24 protein-coding genes are annotated in these 22,885 nt (G+C 42.9%); 17 read left to right on the forward strand and 7 right to left on the reverse strand.

Annotation, left to right across the window (positions count from 1 at the left end):
- Both AB6E08_RS00430 and AB6E08_RS00435 read left to right on the forward strand, forming a co-directional pair.
- Positions 1–201 (forward strand): hypothetical protein, encoded by a 201-nt coding sequence (locus tag AB6E08_RS00430; protein ID WP_133154560.1) that lies wholly within the window; start codon positions 1–3, stop codon positions 199–201.
- A complete protein-coding gene (locus AB6E08_RS00435) occupies positions 202–408 on the forward strand; it encodes a hypothetical protein (protein WP_122047589.1) in 207 nt (68 codons plus the stop codon).
- 374 nt (positions 409–782) lie between these two features.
- Here the strand turns inward: AB6E08_RS00435 and AB6E08_RS00440 are convergent, their stop codons facing one another.
- The 3 genes from AB6E08_RS00440 to AB6E08_RS00450 all read right to left on the reverse strand — a co-directional run bounded on the left by AB6E08_RS00440 (position 783) and on the right by AB6E08_RS00450 (position 4,172).
- The gene (locus AB6E08_RS00440; RefSeq protein ID WP_371707897.1) at positions 783–2,507 is read right to left on the reverse strand and encodes an ATP-binding protein; all 1,725 of its coding nucleotides are present in this window, start codon (positions 2,505–2,507) and stop codon (positions 783–785) included.
- Positions 2,507–3,691 carry an FIST signal transduction protein gene (locus AB6E08_RS00445; RefSeq protein ID WP_122047303.1) on the reverse strand — a complete coding sequence of 395 codons (1,185 nt, stop codon included), beginning with the start codon at positions 3,689–3,691 and terminating at the stop codon, positions 2,507–2,509. Before AB6E08_RS00445 ends, AB6E08_RS00440 begins: the two co-directional genes overlap by 1 nt.
- A 115-nt stretch (positions 3,692–3,806) precedes the next feature.
- A complete protein-coding gene (locus AB6E08_RS00450) occupies positions 3,807–4,172 on the reverse strand; it encodes a hypothetical protein (protein ID WP_017103172.1) in 366 nt (121 codons plus the stop codon).
- Positions 4,173–4,424: 252 nt separating this feature from the next.
- Between AB6E08_RS00450 and ccoN the strand changes: the two genes are divergently transcribed.
- From ccoN to uspE, 10 genes are all read left to right on the forward strand, one after another.
- On the forward strand, positions 4,425–5,858 hold the full coding sequence (gene ccoN / locus AB6E08_RS00455) for a cytochrome-c oxidase, cbb3-type subunit I (protein WP_009846707.1): 1,434 nt from the start codon (positions 4,425–4,427) through the stop codon (positions 5,856–5,858).
- Between the two features lie 11 nt (positions 5,859–5,869).
- Positions 5,870–6,490: a cytochrome-c oxidase, cbb3-type subunit II gene (gene ccoO, locus AB6E08_RS00460; RefSeq protein WP_004742292.1), complete on the forward strand. Its 621-nt coding sequence runs from the start codon at positions 5,870–5,872 to the stop codon at positions 6,488–6,490.
- 9 nt (positions 6,491–6,499) lie between these two features.
- Entirely contained in the window at positions 6,500–6,676 is a 177-nt protein-coding gene (locus AB6E08_RS00465) for a CcoQ/FixQ family Cbb3-type cytochrome c oxidase assembly chaperone (protein ID WP_009846708.1), read from the forward strand.
- The gene (gene ccoP, locus AB6E08_RS00470; RefSeq protein ID WP_009846709.1) at positions 6,676–7,650 is read left to right on the forward strand and encodes a cytochrome-c oxidase, cbb3-type subunit III; all 975 of its coding nucleotides are present in this window, start codon (positions 6,676–6,678) and stop codon (positions 7,648–7,650) included. The genes AB6E08_RS00465 and ccoP overlap by 1 nt, the downstream gene beginning before the upstream one ends.
- Positions 7,651–7,735: 85 nt before the next feature.
- Positions 7,736–8,215 (forward strand): FixH family protein, encoded by a 480-nt coding sequence (locus AB6E08_RS00475; protein WP_009846710.1) that lies wholly within the window; start codon positions 7,736–7,738, stop codon positions 8,213–8,215.
- Between the two features lie 5 nt (positions 8,216–8,220).
- On the forward strand, positions 8,221–10,584 hold the full coding sequence (locus AB6E08_RS00480) for a heavy metal translocating P-type ATPase (RefSeq protein WP_372064957.1): 2,364 nt from the start codon (positions 8,221–8,223) through the stop codon (positions 10,582–10,584).
- Between the two features lie 8 nt (positions 10,585–10,592).
- Complete coding sequence (ccoS, locus tag AB6E08_RS00485; RefSeq protein ID WP_372064954.1) at positions 10,593–10,829, forward strand: cbb3-type cytochrome oxidase assembly protein CcoS; 237 nt, start codon at positions 10,593–10,595, stop codon at positions 10,827–10,829.
- On the forward strand, positions 10,819–11,493 hold the full coding sequence (locus AB6E08_RS00490; RefSeq protein WP_009846713.1) for a sulfite exporter TauE/SafE family protein: 675 nt from the start codon (positions 10,819–10,821) through the stop codon (positions 11,491–11,493). The genes ccoS and AB6E08_RS00490 overlap by 11 nt, the downstream gene beginning before the upstream one ends.
- A gap of 86 nt (positions 11,494–11,579) precedes the next feature.
- Complete coding sequence (locus AB6E08_RS00495) at positions 11,580–12,326, forward strand: FNR family transcription factor (protein WP_009846714.1); 747 nt, start codon at positions 11,580–11,582, stop codon at positions 12,324–12,326.
- 132 nt (positions 12,327–12,458) lie between these two features.
- Complete coding sequence (gene uspE / locus AB6E08_RS00500; RefSeq protein WP_017097864.1) at positions 12,459–13,409, forward strand: universal stress protein UspE; 951 nt, start codon at positions 12,459–12,461, stop codon at positions 13,407–13,409.
- 272 nt (positions 13,410–13,681) lie between these two features.
- Here the strand turns inward: uspE and ttcA are convergent, their stop codons facing one another.
- The 4 genes from ttcA to AB6E08_RS00520 all read right to left on the reverse strand — a co-directional run bounded on the left by ttcA (position 13,682) and on the right by AB6E08_RS00520 (position 17,382).
- A complete protein-coding gene (gene ttcA / locus AB6E08_RS00505) occupies positions 13,682–14,575 on the reverse strand; it encodes a tRNA 2-thiocytidine(32) synthetase TtcA (protein WP_009846716.1) in 894 nt (297 codons plus the stop codon).
- Positions 14,576–14,864: 289 nt separating this feature from the next.
- A complete protein-coding gene (locus AB6E08_RS00510; RefSeq protein ID WP_017103169.1) occupies positions 14,865–15,515 on the reverse strand; it encodes a DUF2987 domain-containing protein in 651 nt (216 codons plus the stop codon).
- Positions 15,516–15,638: 123 nt separating this feature from the next.
- Positions 15,639–16,487, reverse strand: coding sequence for a glucosaminidase domain-containing protein (locus AB6E08_RS00515; RefSeq protein ID WP_371707893.1), 849 nt, complete (start codon positions 16,485–16,487; stop codon positions 15,639–15,641).
- The gene (locus tag AB6E08_RS00520) at positions 16,480–17,382 is read right to left on the reverse strand and encodes a hypothetical protein (RefSeq protein ID WP_372064950.1); all 903 of its coding nucleotides are present in this window, start codon (positions 17,380–17,382) and stop codon (positions 16,480–16,482) included. Before AB6E08_RS00520 ends, AB6E08_RS00515 begins: the two co-directional genes overlap by 8 nt.
- A gap of 328 nt (positions 17,383–17,710) precedes the next feature.
- On the opposite strand from AB6E08_RS00520, the gene potA reads away from it, so the two are divergent.
- From potA to AB6E08_RS00545, 5 genes are all read left to right on the forward strand, one after another.
- A complete protein-coding gene (gene potA, locus AB6E08_RS00525) occupies positions 17,711–18,826 on the forward strand; it encodes a spermidine/putrescine ABC transporter ATP-binding protein PotA (RefSeq protein ID WP_009846720.1) in 1,116 nt (371 codons plus the stop codon).
- Positions 18,810–19,667 (forward strand): spermidine/putrescine ABC transporter permease PotB, encoded by an 858-nt coding sequence (potB, locus tag AB6E08_RS00530; protein WP_012603924.1) that lies wholly within the window; start codon positions 18,810–18,812, stop codon positions 19,665–19,667. The genes potA and potB overlap by 17 nt, the downstream gene beginning before the upstream one ends.
- Entirely contained in the window at positions 19,667–20,437 is a 771-nt protein-coding gene (gene potC, locus AB6E08_RS00535; protein WP_004733706.1) for a spermidine/putrescine ABC transporter permease PotC, read from the forward strand. Before potB ends, potC begins: the two co-directional genes overlap by 1 nt.
- A 137-nt stretch (positions 20,438–20,574) precedes the next feature.
- Positions 20,575–21,609 carry an extracellular solute-binding protein gene (locus tag AB6E08_RS00540; RefSeq protein WP_017097859.1) on the forward strand — a complete coding sequence of 345 codons (1,035 nt, stop codon included), beginning with the start codon at positions 20,575–20,577 and terminating at the stop codon, positions 21,607–21,609.
- 227 nt (positions 21,610–21,836) lie between these two features.
- On the forward strand, positions 21,837–22,874 hold the full coding sequence (locus AB6E08_RS00545; RefSeq protein WP_372064947.1) for an extracellular solute-binding protein: 1,038 nt from the start codon (positions 21,837–21,839) through the stop codon (positions 22,872–22,874).
- The last annotated feature ends 11 nt before the right edge of the window (positions 22,875–22,885 follow it).

Below are 22,885 nucleotides of genomic sequence, written 5' to 3' on the forward strand. Positions count from 1 at the left end.
GTGAAAAATCAAAACAGAACCCATACTTTTAAACGTCGTGATTGCTGTCCTCAATGTGGTGATATTGACTTTATTTGTACTGAATATATTTCTAACAATCAAATCTACCTCTATGAAGAGCAATGTCCACGGTGCTATGATTTTTGGCAAATTGGTCTTGAAGATGACTGTCGCAAATATCCAAGTAAGGACATGATTTAAATGAAAGTTTATTATGAAGAGGTTTCCGCTGATATGGTTTCTACGTTTACGCCTGGTCAAGGTTGGTACTCGTTTAAGTCTATGTCAGATATGAATTCAACATTATCTTCTGAGTATGGTGATAGTCTTGAGCTTGTTGATTTGACGCCTGAGCTTTATCGTTCAATGCTTGCCTCTGGTGATTTTGACGGTTATGAGCCAGCTTAGTTTTTCAGCCCGCAGGGATAAGCGAACGTGATCATATTAAGGGGTCGATTCAGTTTGTTGAGCGATAAGCAGCGAAGCGTTTCAAAGCTCGAGAAAAAAACGAAACCCATCATATTGCTAAGCGCTTTTAAAGCTTGGTTAGGCTTTGTTGAGTGGTTCTCAGGTGGCTATAGTTTTACTGGCTTTCTGAAAGCTCTCAGTGCGTATTATGTATATTATGTTAAATTAGTTTCGGTGTTTATAAGGCAGGTATCTTTATGTGATGCCCTGCCTCTTGCTTGACTACCAAACTGACGTTCTATTTAACAGTAAGTCTATTTACCATAAAATACCTAATAAACATATTTCCTAATCTTCGATTAAGAATACGTTTATTAGACTTCAAGCATTAATCTATCAATTGCTTCAATGATCTCTTTGGTTCTTACAGGTTTGGTAATGAAATCATTCATACCGACATCTAAACAAGAAAATTTATCTTCTACTGATGTGTGTGCCGTTAGCGCGACGATTGGTGTTTTGATGTTTGCGTCTCTCATGTATTTGGTTGTGGTTATTCCGTCCATAACTGGCATCGACACATCCATCAAGATAATGTCTATCGGATCATTGCCTCTTTCTACAAAGCCAATGGCTTCTTCACCGTTGCTTGCGATGAAAACTTCGTGGCCTTGCCTTGCAAGGATCAATTGAATCACCATCTGATTCGTTGGGTTGTCTTCAACAACTAACACTGAATAACGGGTTCTTGGAACTTGCGAGTATTTATCTTCTGCAGCATGATCTTGATTGTTCGTAACTCTCGTTAAAACTGGTAACCGCACTTCAAATTTCGAGCCTTTTCCTGGCTCACTCTCGACCGATATACGCCCGCGCATCAGTTCTACTAGTCGTTTTGTTATTGCTAAACCTAAGCCGGTGCCACCAAATCTACGTGTGATTGTGCTATCGGCTTGCACGAATGGACTGAATAACGACGAAAGTTGCTGTGAGCTGATGCCAATTCCGGTGTCTTCTACGCTAATACGGAATGAACTGTGCTGGTATGTAATAGAAACATGTACATGCCCGTGTTCAGTGAACTTTATTGCGTTACCAATGAGATTAAAAAGGATCTGTGCTAAGCGACTTGGGTCGATGTAATGTAGTTCACCTTCTGGAATGTCGCTAGTTAGGGTTAACGACAACCCTTTATCGTCTGCTATCTTCTTTTGTTCAGATAAAACAAAAGTTACAGTGTCTCTTGCGTTGCTCCATTGAGGAGCCAACGAGAAGCATCCAGATTCAATCTTTGAAAAGTCCAATACATCACTGATGATCGCCAATAGGAGTTCAGATGATGTACTCATATTTAACAATATAGACTGTTGTTCATCATTCAGCGGTGTGGACTTTAGCGTGTCGATTAAGCCTATGGTAGCGTTTAGCGGCGTTCTTAACTCATGACTCATCATTGCTAAGAATTCAGACTTGGCTTTGTTGGCTCTTTCTGCGTCTTTTCTTGCTGCTACGAGTTCTGCTGTACGTTCTCGGACTGTCGCTTCAAGTTTTTCTTTGTTTTCAATATCGAAAACAGCACGCTCAATCAGCGGTCGAAATCGGTTTAGAGTGGCCTTGGTTTCAATACTAAAGTGCTTGGTATTTGAGTGGATAAAGATGATGACGGATTGTGTTAGCCCGCTATCTATACCCGTAATCAGAACGGAGTTGATTTGGTCGAGAACAATGGGATGCAGGGAGTTAAATTCGCCAAGAGACTTGGGTTCGAAAAGGATGGCGCATTCACCATTGATGACTCGCGATAGCTTGCCACAATCGCTCCAATTCATTTGTTCGAATACTTTGTTATTGGTTAACAGGGTTTTGAAACTACCTTCATTCCCTACTCTTGATACCACAATAAAATCATCAAACTTTATGTATTTTTTGAGTGCGAATTCGAGACTAGAAAATATTTCAGATATGTTACTCGCCTTACTGATCGCAGAGATAGTCGATAGGATCACCCTATTCTCTTCAGCGAGTTTTCGTTCACGGACCTTTAGTTTTTGGAGTTCAATACGAGCTTCTTGCAGCGCTTCTTGGTCTTCAGTATCCATTACTTTTTCAGCCTATAAAACGTTGCAGACGATACCATCAAATTTCCGTGCGCATTTTCACCACCAGAGAGTCTGCCTTGCTCACCAAACGTAAATGGACATATGTATGGAAGCCCACCAAGTGCGTGATTGATTTGGTCACAAACCTCATCCATATCTTGTTTTAGGTGCAGCATTGGTCCTGCACAGAATATGTTGATCGCCCCTAATTTTTCTTCAAGATCCATATCATTATAGTAAGACGAATGAATGATGTTAGCGGCACGACTTATAAGTTGTTGCTTAGAGCCTTGCATCAAATAGATGGTGTCACCTTCATTTATATCAGTGAACAACTCGATACCGTTACACTCAGTTTCTCTGATCGAATGCGATAGCTTGAAATATGGGTAGTCGTAAGAAGAGCCGACCTTTCGGCCTAATGGATAAACTGTCGACTTTTCAAAAATATACCCATCATCACTGCCACCTAAATGAAAATCAGTCCATTCATTATAAACGGTGGTCGCAGGCCTATGGTCGATCTCTAACAATATTCTATTTCTTACTTTGGTGACGGTGCCTGAATACTGGGTGGGTGTATGACCGGCGCTAAAAGATGAATAGATGGATTGTGACGCAAAAAACACTGTTAAAGAGACGCCATTAATAGCAAGAGCTTCTTCGGTAAAGATACTCCAATTTCCAGACACTTGATTGTCTGCTGCGCTTCCACCAATAATCGGCACCTCTGTGCCAAATTTGTTATCGATGGCCGCCATCACCTTCTCTTCATTTCCCGGGGTGGAATGGAGCAAGATAAGATCGGGTATTTCACCTTCTCGGTTGGCGTTCTTTAATGCTTTATCGATGGCGCTGAATGTACTACGGTCTATGGAGTCGCCAAAGTGACTGATGCCGGTACCGTAGGCATTGATCCCGGAATCATAGATGATGAGTATCCCAATCACAGGGCCTGAATGGAACCCTGTTTCGGTCATAATACCGTGACAAGTGGTGCAGCCATGTATTGGTGTATTCGGGAGCGCATCTACCAAATATCTCTGCACAGCAAGTGTGGAGTACTCTTCGGTGCAGTAGCAGATAAGACAGGCAATATCGTCAGGGTTTGCCACCCCACTGAGCAGTTCATCTACTGCGATTTTATCGTCTAGGGAATAAGAGACTTTTGATAGAAATTTCATAGATCTCGGAAGATTTTATTAATGCTCTCTTTATAACACTTTTATACAATCTATTTCACTGACTTAGTACATATTTCTATCAAAAGAATTGAGGCGAGACTATCTTGTTACTGTGTTATTCCTTAGAAAGGTTTACAGAAAGTATGGCTATCTGTTGTGGAAATGTAACCGTTATTGAGGAGTTCTGAGCGTTCGTTCGTAACAGCCAAATTGATGCCCCTTTTTCTTCTAGAGTTCCGCTCTCATTATAGTTAATGATAAATTTACCAGTTTTAGATGTTTCGATCGAATACCCTAGGTTATCACCCGAAATTAAAACATTATGTTTATCAATAGTAATTTGGCAAGGTTTAGAAATTATACAGTTTACTGTTTCGTCATTGTCGTATGTCACTGTTCTCCAAGTAAATGCAGCTATTAAAATAACCAACATGACGATAATTTGAACAAGCCTGCCCTTTGTTAGCTTTTGTGCCGCCATTATAATCTTTACTCCTTGTTACAAAGTTCAAAGTTTTTAAATAAAAATCCAATTCCAGACCAAGCGTAAGGTTACTACTCTGTCATTGATTTGTTAATTCAAGTATAGTGTCGCGTTGAAAATGCCACTTTTTTTTAAAATCAGCAAGTGGAAATAAAGCTCTGAATAGGCTGAATTTCCTTTTCTAATTTGGGTGGCATTACGACGTGAGTCGTGTTGGAAGTAAAGTGTAGTAAATAAGAAATTGGAAGCATGCAAATGAGCCAAGAAAAGCAGCTTGAACAAAACTACAACTATACGGTCGTCCGTCAATTTACCCTCGTTACAATTTTGTGGGGTATTGTCGGTATGGGCGTTGGTGTTTTGATTGCCGCTCAATTAGTTTGGCCACAGCTAAACTTTGATACGCCGTGGCTGACGTACAGTCGTTTACGTCCCCTGCATACTAATGCGGTTATTTTTGCGTTCGGTACAAGTGCGCTGTTTGCAACATCATATTATGTTGTGCAACGTACCTGTCAGACGCGTCTCTTTGGTGGCCCTCTCGTAGCCTTTACCTTTTGGGGTTGGCAAGCGATTATCCTGTCCGCTGCAATTACTTTACCGTTAGGTTTAACCTCTGGTAAAGAATACGCAGAACTTGAATGGCCAATCGATATTGCTATTACTCTTGTGTGGGTAGCTTATGCGGTCGTGTTCTTCGGAACCATGATTAAGCGTAAGACATCGCACATTTATGTAGCTAACTGGTTCTTCGGAGCCTTCATCATCACGGTTGCCGTGTTGCACATCGTTAACAGCCTGGCTGTTCCTGTATCTGCGTTTAAATCGTACTCGATTTATTCCGGAGCGATCGATGCAATGGTGCAATGGTGGTACGGACACAATGCGGTAGGCTTCCTATTGACAGCTGGTTTCCTAGGTATGATGTATTACTTCGTTCCTAAACAAGCTGGTCGCCCTGTTTACTCTTACCGTTTGTCGATTGTTCACTTCTGGGCTCTTGTGTCTCTGTATATTTGGGCTGGTCCTCACCACCTACACTACACAGCACTTCCAGACTGGACTCAGTCTCTAGGTATGGTTATGTCTTTGGTTCTGTTTGCTCCATCTTGGGGTGGCATGATCAACGGTATTATGACTCTATCTGGTGCGTGGCATAAGCTACGTTACGACCCTATCCTACGTTTCCTAATCGTTTCTCTATCATTCTACGGCATGTCGACTTTCGAAGGCCCTATGATGGCAATCAAAACGGTTAACGCACTATCTCACTACACGGACTGGACTATCGGTCACGTTCACTCTGGTGCGTTAGGTTGGGTTGCAATGGTTTCTATCGGTTCGGTTTATCACTTAGTTCCTAAACTATTTGGTCAAGAGCGTATGTACTCTGTATCTCTAATCAATGTTCACTTCTGGTTAGCAACGATTGGTACGGTTTTCTACATTGTTGCAATGTGGATCTCTGGTGTGATGCAAGGTCTGATGTGGCGTGCAGTTAACTCTGACGGTACATTAACTTACAGCTTCGTTGAATCTGTAGAAGCATCTTACCCGTTCTACTTTGTACGTTTCTTAGGGGGCTTCATCTTCCTATCTGGTATGTTCTTAATGGCATACAACACGTACAAAACTGTTTCTGCACCTAAAGATAGCCTTAAAGCTATCCCTCAACCGGCTTAAGGAGATTTAGAATGAGCTCAAATTCAAATAATCGACATGAGTTGGTAGAGAAGAACGTTGGCCTACTGGCGATCTTGATCGTTATTGCTATCAGTTTTGGTGCTTTAGTAGAAATTACCCCTCTTATTTTCCAAAAGCAGACGACTGAACCTGTAGAAAATCTACGCGTTTACTCTGCTCTGGAAATGGAAGGTCGTGATATTTATATCCGCGAAGGCTGTAACGTATGTCACAGCCAAATGATTCGTCCTTTCCGATCTGAAACTGAACGTTACGGTCACTACTCTGTAGCGGGCGAAAGCGTTTGGGAACACCCATTCTTATGGGGTTCTAAGCGTACTGGTCCAGATCTAGCGCGTGTTGGTGATCGTTACTCTGATGAGTGGCACCGTGTTCACCTTATCGACCCTCGTGAACTTGTTCCTGAATCAAACATGCCTGGTTTCCCATGGCTTGCTGAGAATGTACTTGATGGCAAATTGACTCAACAGAAGCTTGAACTCTTCCGTAATCAATTTGGTGTTCCTTACACAGACGAACAAATTGCTAACGCTAAACAAGATGTTGAAGGAAAAACAGAGATGGATGCAATCATCGCTTACCTTCAATCGCTTGGCCACGCAATGAAATAAGGAATAATTATGGACATTATTACATTTCAAAGTGTTTGGACTGTTACTGTTTTTGCTTGCTTCATCGGCATCGTTTGGTGGGCATACGGCAAGAATCGTAAATCACGTTTCGACGAAGATGCGAACCTAGTGTTTGCAGACGACGAGCCGGCAACAAGTTCTAAAAATCAAGGAGTGACAAAGTAATGAGTACATTCTGGAGTATCTGGGTTAGTGCGATTACGATTGGTACCCTAATTGGTTGTGCTGTCTTGCTTCGTTGGTGTTTTAAAGATCGAACTGGCGTAGAAGAAGGTCATGATATGGGCCATGAATACGATGGTATTCGTGAGCTTAATAACCCACTACCAAAATGGTGGACATACCTTTTCATCAGTACGATTGTGTTTGCAGCGGTTTACCTTGCTCTTTACCCTGGCCTTGGCAATTTTAAAGGTCTACTAGGGTGGACAAGTTCAAACCAAGAAGTTCGTAGTATTGAAGAGTCTCGCTCTTCGATTGCTGCGGCTCAAGCGAACAAGCAGTTAGACGAGTACGCGAAAGAGCTTGATGACGCCAACACCTATTTTGGTGAAGCATTCAAAAAGCTAGCTCACGACGAAAATGGTTTACGTTCTGTCCCTGACATTGCATCAGATGCTGACGCAATTAAAGTGGGCCAACGTTTATTCTTGCAAAACTGTTCTCAGTGTCACGGCTCTGATGCTCGTGGTCAAAAAGGTTTTCCTAACCTAACTGATGACGCATGGCTATATGGTGGTGAACCACAAGCTATCGTGACAACAATCATGCATGGTCGTGTTGGCCAAATGCCAGGCTGGAAAGATGCACTTGGCGAGCAAGGCGTTAAAGAAGTGGTTAGCTACACGCTTAGCCTTTCTGGACGTAGTGTGAATGCTCGTGAAGCTGAAGCTGGTAAAGCACGCTTTGTTGTATGTGCTGCATGTCACGGTACAGATGGTAAGGGTAACCCTGCTGTAGGTGCACCTGACCTGACTGACCGCGACTGGTTGTTTGGCGACTCTCGCGCAGCTGTGACGGAAACAGTAATGTACGGACGCTCTGGCGTGATGCCTGCTTGGAAAGACATTCTAGGCGAGGATAAAGTACAACTGATTTCATCATACGTGTGGAGCTTAAGCAACTCGGATAATAAGTAACATTTCAATAACAGCCTCTTTCTAAGAGGCTGTCTTTCCTTTATTTTATAACCCCTTCTTTTTATTCTTTTTTGAGATCTTTTTTATGGTAAAGCCTTGGTATAAACAGTTTTGGCCGTGGTTCTTAATCGCGTTGCCAGCGACAGTAGTTATTTGGACCATCATGACGGTTATTGTGTTCACACAGAACTCTGTAGACCTAGTGACTGAGGATTACTATAAAAAAGGAAAAGGCATTAATGTCGACATTTCAAAAGTAAATATTGCAAAGGAACTCGGCCTTTCAGCTTCAGTTAACGAGAAAGGTAACTCAGTTATCATTACTCTTGAGAAAGGTAAACTCGATCACTTCCCTGCGATTAACGCAATGTTTGTTCACAGAACACTGCCTGACCGCGATTTTACTCAACTACTGACAGCGGATGCGAAAGGCAACTACACCATGACTTTGGATCACGAAATGCAAGGACCATGGTTTATTGAGCTTTCTCCGCATGATTCTGAATGGTTAGTGCAAGGTCGCATGAACTTCCCTATTGATACTCCTACTCAACTAACGAATTAAAGCTTATGTGTGAATCCTGTTATCACTGCGGTGAAGATGTACCAGCGGAAACGGATTTTAAAGTAGAAATTTTAGGATCGGTTCGTCCGATGTGTTGTCCGGGTTGCGAAACCGTAGCCCAGACAATCATAGATAGCGGTTTGGTCTCTTATTACCAATACCGTACTGCTCCTGCTGAAAAAGCAGATTTGGTGCCAGAGCAGCTTCTGGCACTGAGTCATTACGACAATGAAGATGTTCAATTGGAGTTCGTCCGTAACTCCGAAAACATCTCTGAGGTGACATTGTCACTAGATGGTGTCTCTTGTGCGGCTTGTGCTTGGCTTATTGAGAAGCAAGTTTCTTCAAAGCTTGGCGTTGTGAGTATTCGTGTTAATACCACGACCAACCGTGCTTTGCTTAGTTGGGACAACACTCAGGCCAAACTGAGCGAGTTGCTATCCGCGATTCATAGGTTGGGCTACAAAGCTGCACCATTCGAGGCTGACCAACAAGAAGCCGCTTATCATCGCTCGATGAAGAACTACCTTTATCGCCTCGGTGTTGCTGGGTTAGCAACCATGCAGGTCATGATGCTGGCTGTGGCGCTTTATCTTGAAGTTTTTGGCAGCCTTGAGCCGGAATTCAAAAGCTACTTTCGTTGGGTGAGTTTGATCTTCGCAACGCCTGTACTGCTCTACTCTGCATTACCGTTCTATATTAACGCTTGGCGTAGTATTAAAGGCCGAACCTTGGGCATGGATGTTCCTGTGTCGATCGCTCTATTGTTTGCCTATGTTGCGAGTTTAGTGGCAACGGTGACAGAGCAAGGCGAAGTGTTCTTTGAATCTATCTCGATGTTCACCTTCTTCTTGTTGCTTGGTCGTTTCCTTGAGATGCGCGCGCGTCGTAAAGCAGCAGCCGCGAGTGGTAACCTGCTTAAGTTGGTTCCTGCGATGGCGACAACGTTAGACGGTGAGCAAGTTCCGGTAAAAACCTTGAAGGTTGGCGATCAGATTCGGGTTCTACCCGGTGAGCATATCCCTGCGGATGGTAAAGTACTGTCTGGTAGAGTTCATATTGATGAATCCATGCTGACTGGCGAATCGATTCATGTGGTTAAGAATGAAGGCGATACCGTATTTGCTGGTACATTGAATGGTGATGAATCGTTTGAATTGGAAGTGATGACGTCTAAAGCTGATTCCGTGATTTCCAATATCGTTCGCCTTCAGGATGAAGCGCAGCTGTCTAAGCCTCGCATCGCTGAGATTGCCGATGTGGTTGCTCGATACTTTGTTGCTGTGATTCTGGTTATCTCGTTCGGCACTTGGTTTTACTGGCACCAAACACGTCCAGAAGATGCTTTCTGGATTATGCTCTCGGTACTTGTTGCGACATGTCCTTGTGCTCTATCGCTTGCAACACCGACAGCCATCACCTGCTCAACTTCTCGTATGGGTAATTTCGGTATCTTGCTGCGCAAAGGCCATGTGTTTGAAACTTTGTGCAAAGTGAATCACTTGATCATAGATAAAACAGGTACGTTGACCGAGGGTGATATTCGTATCAGCCAAGTTGAAACCTTCGCAGAACTTGACAAAGACACCTGTCTGAAAGTAGCGGCGAGCCTAGAGCAACATGCTAACCACCCTATTGCGAAAGCGTTCAAGACTCATCTTTCTGATGATATCGAAGTAGAGTCTGTCAATAACGTAATTGGCTCTGGTATCACTGGTGAGTGGAATGGACAAGAAGTCGCTATCGGCAGCAGTGAATTCATTCTTGGTGATGCACAAACATCGGAAAGCAATGGTATTTACTTGTCGATGTCTGGTCGACATATCGCAACATTCACTTATGAAGACCCGATTCGTAAAGAAAGTATTGAGTTCATTAAGCAATTCAAAGAAGCGGGAATCAAAACCACGCTGCTGACTGGCGATTCCTTGATTAACGCGAAACCTGTTGCGGCAGAGATTGGTATTACTGACATTGTTGCTAACGCGAAGCCGGAAGATAAACTGGCTTATTTAAACTCTAGAGACGCTAGTGACATCACCATGATGGTTGGTGACGGTATTAACGATGCGCCGATTCTTGCAGGTGCACACCTTTCGGTTGCTATGGGCGGCGGTACCGACGTGGCGAAAGCCTCAGCGGATATGGTGTTATTGGGTGACAAACTCGATAGATTACTTAAATCACGAACATTAGCGCTTAAAACGCGTAAGATAATCCGTGAAAATTTAGCGTGGTCGTTGGGGTATAACTTACTTATTCTTCCATTGGCCGTAGCGGGTTTGGTTGCTCCATACATTGCCGTTGTTGGCATGTCTGCTAGCTCTATTATTGTTGTGTCTAACTCGTTAAGGCTCTTAAAAGAGTAAGGTAAATAATGGAAAGTTTATACATACTTATTCCAATTGCGATCGTACTTGTGTGCATCGCTGTCGGTATCTTTCTGTGGGCCGTTAAGAGTGAGCAGTTTGAAGACCTTGAGCGTCAAGGCCACAACATTCTGTTTGATGAAGACACTAATGCTCTTCACCATTCTGATAGTAAACCTGTTAAGAACGAGAAAACTAACGTAGAAAGCCAAACTAACTTAGACAAAAAGAACGATGACGCCTGATTGGATCGGAGCCTTTGTTGTTGGGTTGATCGGCGCAGGTCACTGCATGGGAATGTGTGGTGGCATTGCGTCGCTTCTTTCAATTGGAAACAGTAAACCTTCCCCTGTCATTCCCCTGCTTTATAACCTAGGACGCTTGCTAAGCTATGCCGTGATTGGCGGTGTGATTGGCGGTGCAATTTCTTCTATAGGTCAGCTAAGCGATTTTAACGCTCTGCTAGGTTGGCTGCGATTATTTGCTGCTGGCTTTATGATCGTCTTAGGTTTGTATATTGGCAAATGGTGGTTCGGCTTGTTGTTTTTTGAAAAAGTCGGACAAAAACTATGGCGCTATATCTCTCCTGTCGGTAAATCATTTCTACCATTGAAGCATCCTAGTCACGCTCTACCATTTGGTTTCATTTGGGGGTGGTTACCATGTGGCCTTGTTTATTCTATGCTGACATGGGCGGCCGTATCAGGAAGTTGGTATAACGGAGCGGGTATCATGCTTGCTTTCGGTTTAGGAACCCTCCCTGCGATGCTCACGGTTGGAATGGGTGCAAATTTCCTCAAAAAACTGCAACAAGCTGACTTATTTCGTCAGTTTGGTGCAATTTTAATCCTCATTTACGGCTTCTATACCGGTTATATGGCGCTACAGCTTATTATTTATACCGTATAGCGGCGTCTTTAATCCGGTTTTTTTACTACCCTTTAGGATTAAGGAATGCTAAAATATTGACGTATATCAAATAGTGAAAGATTGTTATGATTTCTGAAAAGCCTGTGACGAAACGTGTTCAGTCTGGTGGCTGTGCGATCCATTGCCAGGATTGTAGTATTAGCCAGCTCTGTATTCCGTTTACTTTGAATGAATCTGAACTCGATCAACTTGATCAGATCATTGAGAGAAAAAAGCCTATTCAAAAAGGCCAAGAGTTATTTAAAGCCGGTGACGAGCTTAAATCTCTGTACGCTATTCGCTCTGGAACGATCAAGAGCTACACGATTACCGAGCAAGGTGATGAGCAGATTACTGCATTCCACCTAGCGGGCGATCTTGTTGGCTTCGATGCGATTACTGGTGACATGCACCCTAGTTTCGCACAAGCGTTAGAAACTTCTATGGTCTGTGAAATTCCATACGAAATTTTAGACGACCTATCAGGCAAAATGCCTAAATTGCGTCAGCAAATTATGCGTCTGATGAGTAATGAGATTAAAGGTGACCAAGAAATGATTCTGCTTCTTTCTAAGAAGAACGCGGAAGAGCGTCTTGCTGCATTCCTTTACAACCTTTCTACTCGTTTCTCTCAACGTGGCTTCAGCCCACGTGAGTTCCGCCTAACGATGACTCGTGGCGATATTGGTAACTACCTTGGTTTGACTGTTGAAACAATTAGCCGTCTTTTAGGTCGCTTCCAAAAAGCAGACATCTTGAGCGTTAAAGGCAAATATATCACTATCGAAGATCACGATGCGTTGATGGAACTTGCTGGCGTTTCAAAAGAATAGTCTAGATATCAATGATGTAGTTCAATAATGAGCTACATCATGTTTCTCTCTTAAAACCTCTTATATTTCTCTTATTCTCTCCATAACTACGCTACATTATTTATATGTTCGGTCTGAAAAGTAGGCTTAGTTATGAGTATCTATAACAAAATTTTAGTTGTCGCAGACATTAATCACGATGAGCAACCTGCTCTAGTTCGTGCTATCCAACTTGCCAAGAAAAGCACATCAACAAGCCACATCACTTTCTTTTTATCGATCTACGATTTCTCGTATGACATGACATCTATGCTCTCTGTCGATGAAAGAGACGCAATGCGTAAAGGCGTAATTCATCAACGTGAAATTTGGATGAATAAAGTGGCGGCTCCTTACCTTGATGATTCTATTGAATTTAACGTGCAAGTGGTTTGGCATAACCGCCCGTATGAAGCGATCATTGCAGAGGTTTACAGTGGCGAGCATGACATCCTAATCAAAGGTACGCGTAAGCACGATACCTTAGAATCTGTCATCTTTACTCCTACCGACTGGCACTTATTGAGAAAATGCCCTAGCCCAGTGCTATTGGTTAAAAATGATTTCTGGCCAGAACACGCGAAGATTTACGCTTCAGTCCATGTTGGCTCTGAAACCGAAGCTCACTTAGAGCTCAATGATACGATGGTCGACAGGTTACTTGAAATCACAGGTCGTTTAGATGCTGAGCCGCTATTGGTAAACGCCTACCCGGTGACACCTGCTAATATCACAATCGAGCTGCCAGAGTTTGACCCAACCTCTTATACTGACGCGGTTCGTGGTCATCACTTAACAGCGATGAAAGCGTTGCGCCAGAAACACGGTATGAGTGAAGAGCAAACTGTTGTTGAGCAAGGCTTGCCAGAAGATGTTATTCCTCGTGTCGCGTCTGAAAACAACGCTGCTATGGTGATTCTTGGTACAACCGGCCGTACTGGATTGTCTGCCGTGTTTATTGGTAATACTGCGGAACATGTCATCGACAAGATTAACTGTGACGTACTTGCTCTTAAACCGTCGGGTTACGTCAGTCCACTTGATCCTAATTTGTCTATAGGTTAATACCCTATAGCTGATTTAAAATCATAAAAAAACGCCTCAAGCACTGCTTGAGGCGTTTTTAATTATCTAGAGCTTCCGCCATTCCAAATACAGAATCGCGAATATCTCGTTATACCAATCACAGTAAGTAAGTGATAATAAATAGCGCAGGAAAAATGCTTGAGAACAAGGCAGAAATTTTCGATAAGTAGTTATTCTACAATCAAAATTTCTAACGATGTTATCGAGTGTTTTAACCAGCTAGGATGAACAATTATTTACTACGATTGGTATTATACGTTAGTCACGTCGATGAACATTGACTCATCGATATTTGATGAGGAAATTTCAGCTTCTTCGAATTCGTAGGCCTTGCGATCTTCACTACGGTCTAGTGGAAGGTTTACGAAATCAAACAGTTCTCGGTCAGCCAGTTGGCTTGGACTTACGTTCTGAATTGACTTGAAGATCTTCTCAACACGACCTGGCGTTTTCTTATCCCAATCAATCAACATTGCTTTAATGTTCTGGCGCTGTAGGTTCTCTTGAGAGCCACACAGGTTACAAGGAATGATTGGGAAATCTAGGTGCTCTGCGTATTGGATTAAGTCCGTTTCACGACAATAAGTCAGTGGACGAATAACAACGTTACGGCCATCATCAGAACGCAATTTTGGCGGCATTGCTTTCAAGCGTGCACCGTGGAACATGTTCAGGAACATCGTCTCAACAATATCGTCTAGGTGGTGGCCAAGAGCAATCTTAGTCGCCCCAATTTTCTCTGCAAACGAGTACAAAGTACCACGACGAAGACGAGAACATAGACCACAAGTTGTTTTACCCTCTGGCACTTTCTCTTTAACTACGGAGTACGTATCTTTATCTACGATGTAGTAAGGAATGTTCAGAGTTTCGAAGTACTCAGGAAGAATATGCTCAGGAAAGCCAGGTTGTTTTTGGTCTAGGTTTACGGCAACAACATCGAATTTGATAGGTGCAGCTTCACGTAAACGTAGCAAAATATCTAGCATCGCAAATGAATCTTTACCGCCACTAATGCATGCCATTACTACGTCATTCTCTTCGATCATGTTGTAGTCAACGATGGCATTTCCAACATTTCGTCTCAGACGTTTCTGAAGCTTGTTGAATTCAAGTGTTTCTTTTTTATTTTCGTTTTGGTTCATTGCGACTCTCACACCGTCGTATTACCGACTGTAGATTGCTAGTGGGACTGTTTTAGGGCGTGGATTATACGGATTTTTATTTGATGTTGAAATAGTAACGGCAGGATTAACAAGCTGAGTATTGGAAAGATTCCGCTTCTTTTGAGCTTTAAGCTCTCTAAACGGTTAGATAAACGCGTCTTAACAAATTCGAGGTTTGTATAGTAGACAAAGAAAAGCAGCCTTCTCTAAAAGACCAGGCTGCTTAAGAACTACTTCCTCAAAGCGTAGGGAGTGCTTTTAGCTAGACTTATTGCGCGGGAATGTACGGTAATACGCGAACCGTTGGCTCTGGTAAAGTGATGCTGTCACTTCCATTGAGCTCTTCTAAGGTGAATTTAACACGGCCTTCTTTAATTGGGATCTGTTTACCGTTAGATAGAGCAATGTTGCCTTCAAGCTTGTCATTGAACTCCAACGTTAACCCTTGGATATCAGGTGTGAACCAGCTAGAGAACATGCCGCTGACGTCTTCTAGCATTGCCTGCATCTGTGGTAACAGGCTTTCTAGCTGTGCAACTTCAACATCGCCAGCTAAAGGCTCTTGAGTCATTACAACGAGCGAATATGCACACTCTTGCTCTTGGGTTTGTACAAAGATAAGAGGATTTGCTGAGCGCAGGTTTTGATCTACAGGTAGAAGCAGCTCATTCGCAGGAGATACTTTTAGCTCTTCGTAGTGCTCTTCTTTCTCCATCCAAGCTTTGCTGATGTGACAGGTTTTCTGTGCTTGTTGGTCAACAAAGAACACCGCAACTTTGACATCATCGTGCCCTTCTTTGGTGTTGTTTTTCAGCTGAGTATAGAGTTTAGAATACGTGAACATGTATTCTTGCGCCGAAGCTGGAAGAGAAACCCCAAAACTTAAAGTGGCTAATAAAGCGATAGCTGTCTTTTTCATTATTATAATCTTGTTGAAGTTGAGCGTTTATAAATAGAAAGAGCAGCCAATGAGCTGCTCTTTTGCGATATTGCTTGGTGTCAAATTGACTAAAGAAGTCAATCAAACGGATATCCAAATGAGTTACTTTTCCCAGTATACCTTGTTGTGACGGATCATAGCTTGTAAATCAGTCACATAGTCTGAACCTCGCTCAGAATATTTTAACAAGCCATTGGTCAATTCGGTCGCCGTTTCTTTGGTTAACAGATCATTACCATTTGCTGCCAGTTGCGCACGAATGGCTCTTAAATCTGCATAGGCACGGTTACGATTAAGGTTCATGAAGTAACGGTGTACGGATTCTTGGCTTGAAGAAAATGTTGCTACTTCATGCGAGCTGCCTTCGTTACGTTGTAGCGGAACAAGGCCACAACCTTTGCTGTAACACCAATGTCCGAAATAGTTGTTTGCTTTGGTGGCGAAACGTGATGTCCCCCAAGCCGATTCATTGGCAGCCTGTGTTAATACAAGCGCCTCTGGCAGTACGTTTACGCGACTAAGCATTTCCGTAAGCCAAGCTTGATCTAATCCTGAAGATTGCACTGGCAAGCTGTATAACTTCCCTAGCCTTTTCGCATACGACATGTCTTCTGAATCAATATTCGTAATACCTGATTCAGAGATCTTGGTTAAAAACGCACGCTCTTTGGTGATACGTTTGTTTTCAATCTTGATGCTTGGGCGTAGGAACGAGAAAAACGCGTCTTTTTTCTCGTTTACATCCTTAATAGCAGCAAAATTTGGTGCGCTTGAAGCAACAGTTAAGTCATCAAATTGGTCTGCTGAATTAGAGCTTTGTTCTGTCGTACGTCGCCGTTCTTCTTCTTGGTAAAGGTAAGGGCCAATCAGTGAAATAGAACCCACGATTGCTAGTGTTGTTACTTTGAGCGCAAGAGATTTACTCGCGCTGCCTTTGTCGTTATTACGCATCGAAGACCTGCGGGTTTTTGTTCTTGTTACCATGGCTACTGTTGTTGCCGTTATTGTTACCGCCATCGCTATCGCCATCGCCATCGCTATCGCCATCGCTATCGCCATCGCTATCGCCATCGCTATCGTCATCGCTCATTGGGCGGTCTGATGCAATTATCTTCAGCTTTATGCCAAACATCTCACGGTAAACGATACCTTTCACGTGGAAGAAGAATGGAAGAACGAAGATCAAGCCAATGCCGTACATCATCGCAGCAACGATGAACATCAGCATAACCATTAGGTATATAGACGCGACAACGAAGATCTTCTTATTTACTGCTCTTAGAGAAAGTAATAGCGATTGCATCGGTGGAACTTTTTTATCACAAATCAGCAGAATTGAGTTGCTGAACGCAAGTGAGAAGTAGATAGACAGAAATGGCAGAATCATACCAGCGATGCCTTGAAGCATTAGGCTGAACAAAGTCACTAGAATAACGGGGATCGTAAACTGTAAACCTTTGCCTATGTGGCGCACTTTAGTTTGAAGACCTGCAGCATGGCTCATTGCCATTAAACAGATGCCGGCATAGATGGGTGCACTGACGACTTCATAGCTAAAATTCGCAATGAAAATCGATTCAACGATCTGGGGTGTAAAGGCCTCAGGGTCGATTACCGCATCTAAGATCACTGCTGGGTCACCAAGTTGCAGCTTTAGTGCGATATAAAAGATAGCCAATTGTACGAACATCAGCGCAACAATCGCAGGGGAAAACGAAAGAAAGTGACTTATCGTATGTTTCCAAGCCTCTTGGAATACAGCCGTTGCTTTGAGCTCATAATCGCCGGAAAGTGCACGGTCGATACTACCGCCCAAATTAAAATCTTTTTCGATGTCGTTGTTCATATTGATACCTAGGTGCGCCAACTAAACGAAGGCACCTAACTTATTGATAAAAAATTACCTTCATTATACCCATATGTCGGATGCAAACTAAAATATGAATCTGTAACAAGGCTTGCTTTTACGTCTTAATGGTTAATAATTAGACACTTGTTAGGGTGTGAACCCAACAAATAACAGTATGGTAAAGGATGTTTACTTTTACCTGCGAATTTTTTGTCTTCGAAAGATAAAAAATGCTTTGAATTCACGTTTTTGGTGATTATGATGCGCGCCTTAGAGGTGTATAGCAACAGGTCTCAAATAGAACCAAGGTGGAGAAAAACAGACGTTGAACGCTAAAAAATCAGTAGGGAAGCCAGTAGTACAGCTAACTGGCATCAGTAAAAGTTTCGATGGTAAGGAAGTCATCGGCAATCTGGATTTAAACGTAAATCATGGTGAGTTTCTCACGATTTTAGGCCCATCAGGTTGTGGTAAAACAACCGTGCTAAGAATGATTGCGGGTTTTGAAACGGCGGATAGTGGTGAAATACTATTAGCTGGACAGAACGTAACCCAAGTTCCTGCTGAACAAAGGCATGTAAACACTGTTTTCCAAAGCTATGCCCTATTCCCGCATATGACCGTTTTCGATAATGTGGCATTTGGCTTACGCATGCAGAAAGTTCCAAGCAGCGAGATTGAACCTCGTGTAATGGATGCTTTGAAAATGGTGCGCTTAGAGCAAATGGCACAACGAAAGCCACACCAGCTATCTGGCGGCCAACAGCAACGTATCGCAATCGCTCGTGCTGTCGTTAATAAGCCTAAAGTTCTCTTGTTGGATGAATCTTTATCTGCTCTGGATTACAAACTACGTAAACAGATGCAAATCGAGCTGAAACAACTGCAACGCCAACTTGGTATCACGTTCATTTTTGTAACGCATGACCAAGAAGAAGCACTCTCTATGTCCGACCGCATTATTGTTATGCGTGATGGCGTGATTGAACAAGACGGAACACCAAGAGAGATCTACGAAGAGCCTAAGAACCTATTTGTAGCGCGTTTCATTGGTGAAATTAACGTATTCGAAGCGACAGCTAAATCTCGTCAAGATGAAAAGCGCATTGTTGCGACAATCGAAGGTGAAGAGTCCATTATCTATCACGATAAAGACGTAACACCGGGTCAAAAACTGCAAGTATTGCTTCGCCCTGAAGATCTTCGTATCGAAGAAATCAAAGAATCTGAGCAACGCGGTATTGTTGGTCACATTGTCGAGCGAACCTATAAAGGCATGACATTAGATTCAGTCGTAGAACTTGAGTCGGGTATGCGTGTCATGGTTAGTGAATTCTTCAACGAAGATGACCCTGATGTTGATCACTCACTGGGCCAAAAAGTTGCAGTAACTTGGGTTGAGAGCTGGGAAGTGGTATTAGAAGATGAGCAAGAAGTTTAATTTACAAAACGCAATTGTTGCTTTAATCACAGGTTGGTTAGTGCTGTTCGTGATGATTCCAAACATCATGATCATCGGTACTAGTTTCTTAACTCGTGATGAAGCTAACTTGATTGAGATGACTTTTACTCTCGATAACTATGTGCGTTTGGCTGATCCGCTGTATTTTAAAGTGCTGATGCACTCTTTCTATATGGCAATCGTTGCTACCCTGCTTTGTTTAATTATTGGTTACCCGTTCGCCTATATCGTGGCAAAAATGCCAGCGAAGTGGCGTCCAATCATGTTGTTTTTAGTGATTGTGCCATTTTGGACTAACTCACTGATTCGTACTTACGGATTAAAAGTGGTTCTGGGTACTCAAGGTGTGTTGAACAAAGGCTTGTTGGCGTTAGACATTATCGATAAGCCACTTCGTATTATGTATTCAGAAACGGCAGTAATGATCGGTTTAGTGTATATCCTACTCCCGTTCATGATTTTGCCGTTGTACTCAGCAATCGAAAAGCTAGACGACACTTATTTAGAAGCGGCTAAAGATTTAGGTGCGAACAAACTGCAAACGCTATTGAAAGTCGTGTTACCACTGACTATGCCAGGTATTGTCGGCGGTTGTTTATTGGTGTTATTACCTGCATTAGGTATGTTCTACATCTCTGACCTATTAGGCGGAGCAAAGAACCTGCTGATTGGTAACGTGATTAAGAGCCAAGTACTTAATGCTCGGGACTGGCCGTTTGGCGCTGCGACGAGTATTGCACTGACCGTGGCAATGGCTGTGATGCTTTATGCCTACTACCGTGCAGGCAAGTTATTGAATAAGAAAGTGGAGCTAGACTAATGGGTCGCACAGTTAAGTTCAGCTTTATGGCGCTGGTATACGCTTTTCTATACCTACCTATTATCGTATTGATTGCAAACTCATTTAATGCCAATAAATTCGGCATGAAATGGGGTGGTTTTACCACCAAGTGGTATGACGCACTGATTAACAACGACAGCCTAATGCAGGCTGCGTGGCATTCGATCAACGTAGCGGTGTTCTCAGCGACTGCCGCAACGATTGTCGGAAGCCTGACAGCCGTTGCCCTATTCCGTTACCAATTTAAAGGTAAAGGCATCGTCAATGGCATGTTGTTCATCGTGATGATGTCACCAGATATCGTAATGGCGATTTCGCTTCTTGCGCTATTCTTGGTTATGGGTGTGCAACTTGGGTTCTTTACCCTACTTGCAGCGCACATTACTTTCTGTTTACCGTTCGTTGTGGTCACGGTCTACAGTCGCTTGAATGGCTTTGATGTGAAGATGCTAGAAGCAGCAAAAGACTTAGGTGCAAGTGAGTGGACGATTCTAAAACAGATCATCCTGCCTCTTGCTAAGCCAGCGGTTGCTGCGGGGTGGTTATTGAGCTTCACTCTGTCTTTGGACGATGTGATCATCAGCTCTTTCGTAACAGGTCCAACTTACGAAATCTTGCCACTGAAGATTTACTCGATGGTTAAAGTCGGTATATCTCCAGAGGTCAACGCCCTAGCAACAGTGATGTTAGTGGTGTCGTTAATACTGGTGATTATTTCTCAGTTGTTAGCGAGAGAGAAAATCAAGTAAGTCTCCTACTCTTTACTGAGACGGACTTGATAAGATTCAAGTTTAACAAAAGTGTTATTCATAAACAGAATGGTAAATTGCCATTCTGTTTTTCTATCTACTGCCTTTAGGCAACGTTTAGTTTGGAGCTAACGTCAATGAAAAAATGGGCTACTCTATTAGCTGGTAGTGCATGTGCGCTTTCAATGTTATCTGCATCATCATTTGCAAAAGATAACAAAGAATTGGTATTCATGAACTGGGGACCTTACATCAATAGTGAGATTCTAGAACAGTTCACTGATGAAACTGGAATCAAGGTTATCTACTCAACTTACGAGTCGAATGAAACCTTGTACGCAAAGCTAAAAACACATAACAAAGGCTACGACCTAGTTGTGCCGTCGACTTACTTCGTTTCTAAGATGCGTGACGAAGGTATGCTACAAAAAATCGACAAAACTAAGCTGTACAACTTCAAGAACCTAGATACTAACTACCTAGATAAGCCGTACGACCCAAGCAACGACTACTCTATTCCACACGTAGTTGCGATTACAGGTCTTGCTGTTAACACTGAAATATACGATCCGGAAGACTTCCAAAGCTGGGCTGATCTATGGAAGCCAGAGCTTGAAGGCCAACTGATGATGATGGACGACACGCGTGAAGTGTTCCACATCGCACTGCGTAAGTTAGGTTACTCTGGTAACACAACCAACGAGAAAGAGATCGACGAAGCTTACGCTGAACTACAAAAGCTAATGCCGAACGTTCTAGTATTTAACTCAGATAACCCTGGTGCGCCATACATGTCTGGTGAAGTGGGTCTTGGTATGCTTTGGAATGGTTCTGCTGCTGCTGCGCAAAACGAAGGTCTACCAATCAAACTTGTTTTCCCTAAAGAAGGCGGTATCGGTTGGGTTGATAACTTTGCGATTAGCTCTGGTGCGGTAAACGTAGATGCAGCTCATAAGATGATCGACTTCCTACTTCGCCCAGAAATTGCAGAGCAAATCTCTCGTGACACAGGCTACCTAACGGCAGTTAAAGCGTCTAACGAGAAGTTCAAAGACAGCCCTGCGCTGTTCCCGTCACAAGAAGACCTTGACCGTGTGGAATGGCAAGCTGCGGTTGGCGACAAGACAGTGAAGTACGAAGATTACTTCATGAAGCTTAAAGCCGGTCAGTAAGCGAGTTTGTTATCTAATTACTCCGGTCAACAGAGGCTAATAAGTAACTGGTTTACTTAACAAGCCTATTTAGGTAATCAACACGTTAAAAATAAGAATATCAATCAATAGGCAGCTTAGGCTGCCTATTTTGTTATATCACTGCTATAATTTAGCGCGATTTTTAGAAATCCATTTACTTTGGGTTCAATACCCAGCTCCAAATCAAACAAATGAACGGAACAGTAATGAAAAAAACACTGTATACCGGCGCATTGTGTGCTGCTACTTTACTTTCTACACCCTCTTTCGCAGCTGACCAAGAACTGTATTTTTACAACTGGTCTGAATATATTCCAAATGAAGTACTAGAAGACTTCACCGAAGAGACTGGCATTAAAGTCTATTACTCAACTTATGAGTCTAACGAAAGCATGTACGCTAAGTTAAAAACTCAAGGTACGGGTTACGACTTGGTCGTTCCTTCTACTTACTTCGTTTCTAAGATGCGTAAAGAAGGCATGCTTCAAGAGCTTGATAAAACTAAGCTAAGCCACTTTGCAGATTTGGATCCAAATTACTTAGATAAGCCATTTGACCCAAACAACAACTACTCGATCCCATACATCTGGGGCGCAACGGGTATTGGTATCAACTCAGATATGCTAGACAAGTCATCAGTTAAAAACTGGGGCGATCTGTGGGATACACAGTGGGAAGGTCAATTGATGATGATGGATGACTCTCGTGAGGTTTTCCATATCGCACTGTCTAAACTGGGTTACTCTCCAAACACGACTAATCCTGAAGAAATCAAAGAAGCGTACGAAGAACTTCGTAAGCTAATGCCAAACGTATTGGTATTTAACTCAGATTTCCCTGCGAACCCTTACCTAGCGGGTGAAGTGTCTCTTGGTATGCTTTGGAATGGCTCTGCTTACATGGCACGTCAAGAAGGCGCAACGATTGACATTATCTGGCCAGAGAAGGGCGCTATCTTCTGGATGGATAGCCTAGCGATTCCAGCAGGTGCTAAGAACACTGAAGCGGCACATAAGATGATCGACTTCCTACTTCGCCCAGAGAACGCTGCGAAAATTGCTCTAGAGATCGGTTACCCAACACCAGTTAAAACGGCTTACCCTCTTCTTCCGAAAGAATTTTCTGAAGATAAGAACGTTTTCCCGCCACAATCAGTGATGGATAATGGTGTTTGGCAAGACGAAGTTGGCGAAGCGAGCGTTATTTATGACGAGTTCTTTCAAAAACTTAAAGTAGACAACTAATTTGTTAGCAA

It is taken from the genome of Vibrio sp. 10N.247.310.24 (assembly GCF_041467175.1).
Classification (GTDB): domain Bacteria; phylum Pseudomonadota; class Gammaproteobacteria; order Enterobacterales; family Vibrionaceae; genus Vibrio; species Vibrio tasmaniensis_A.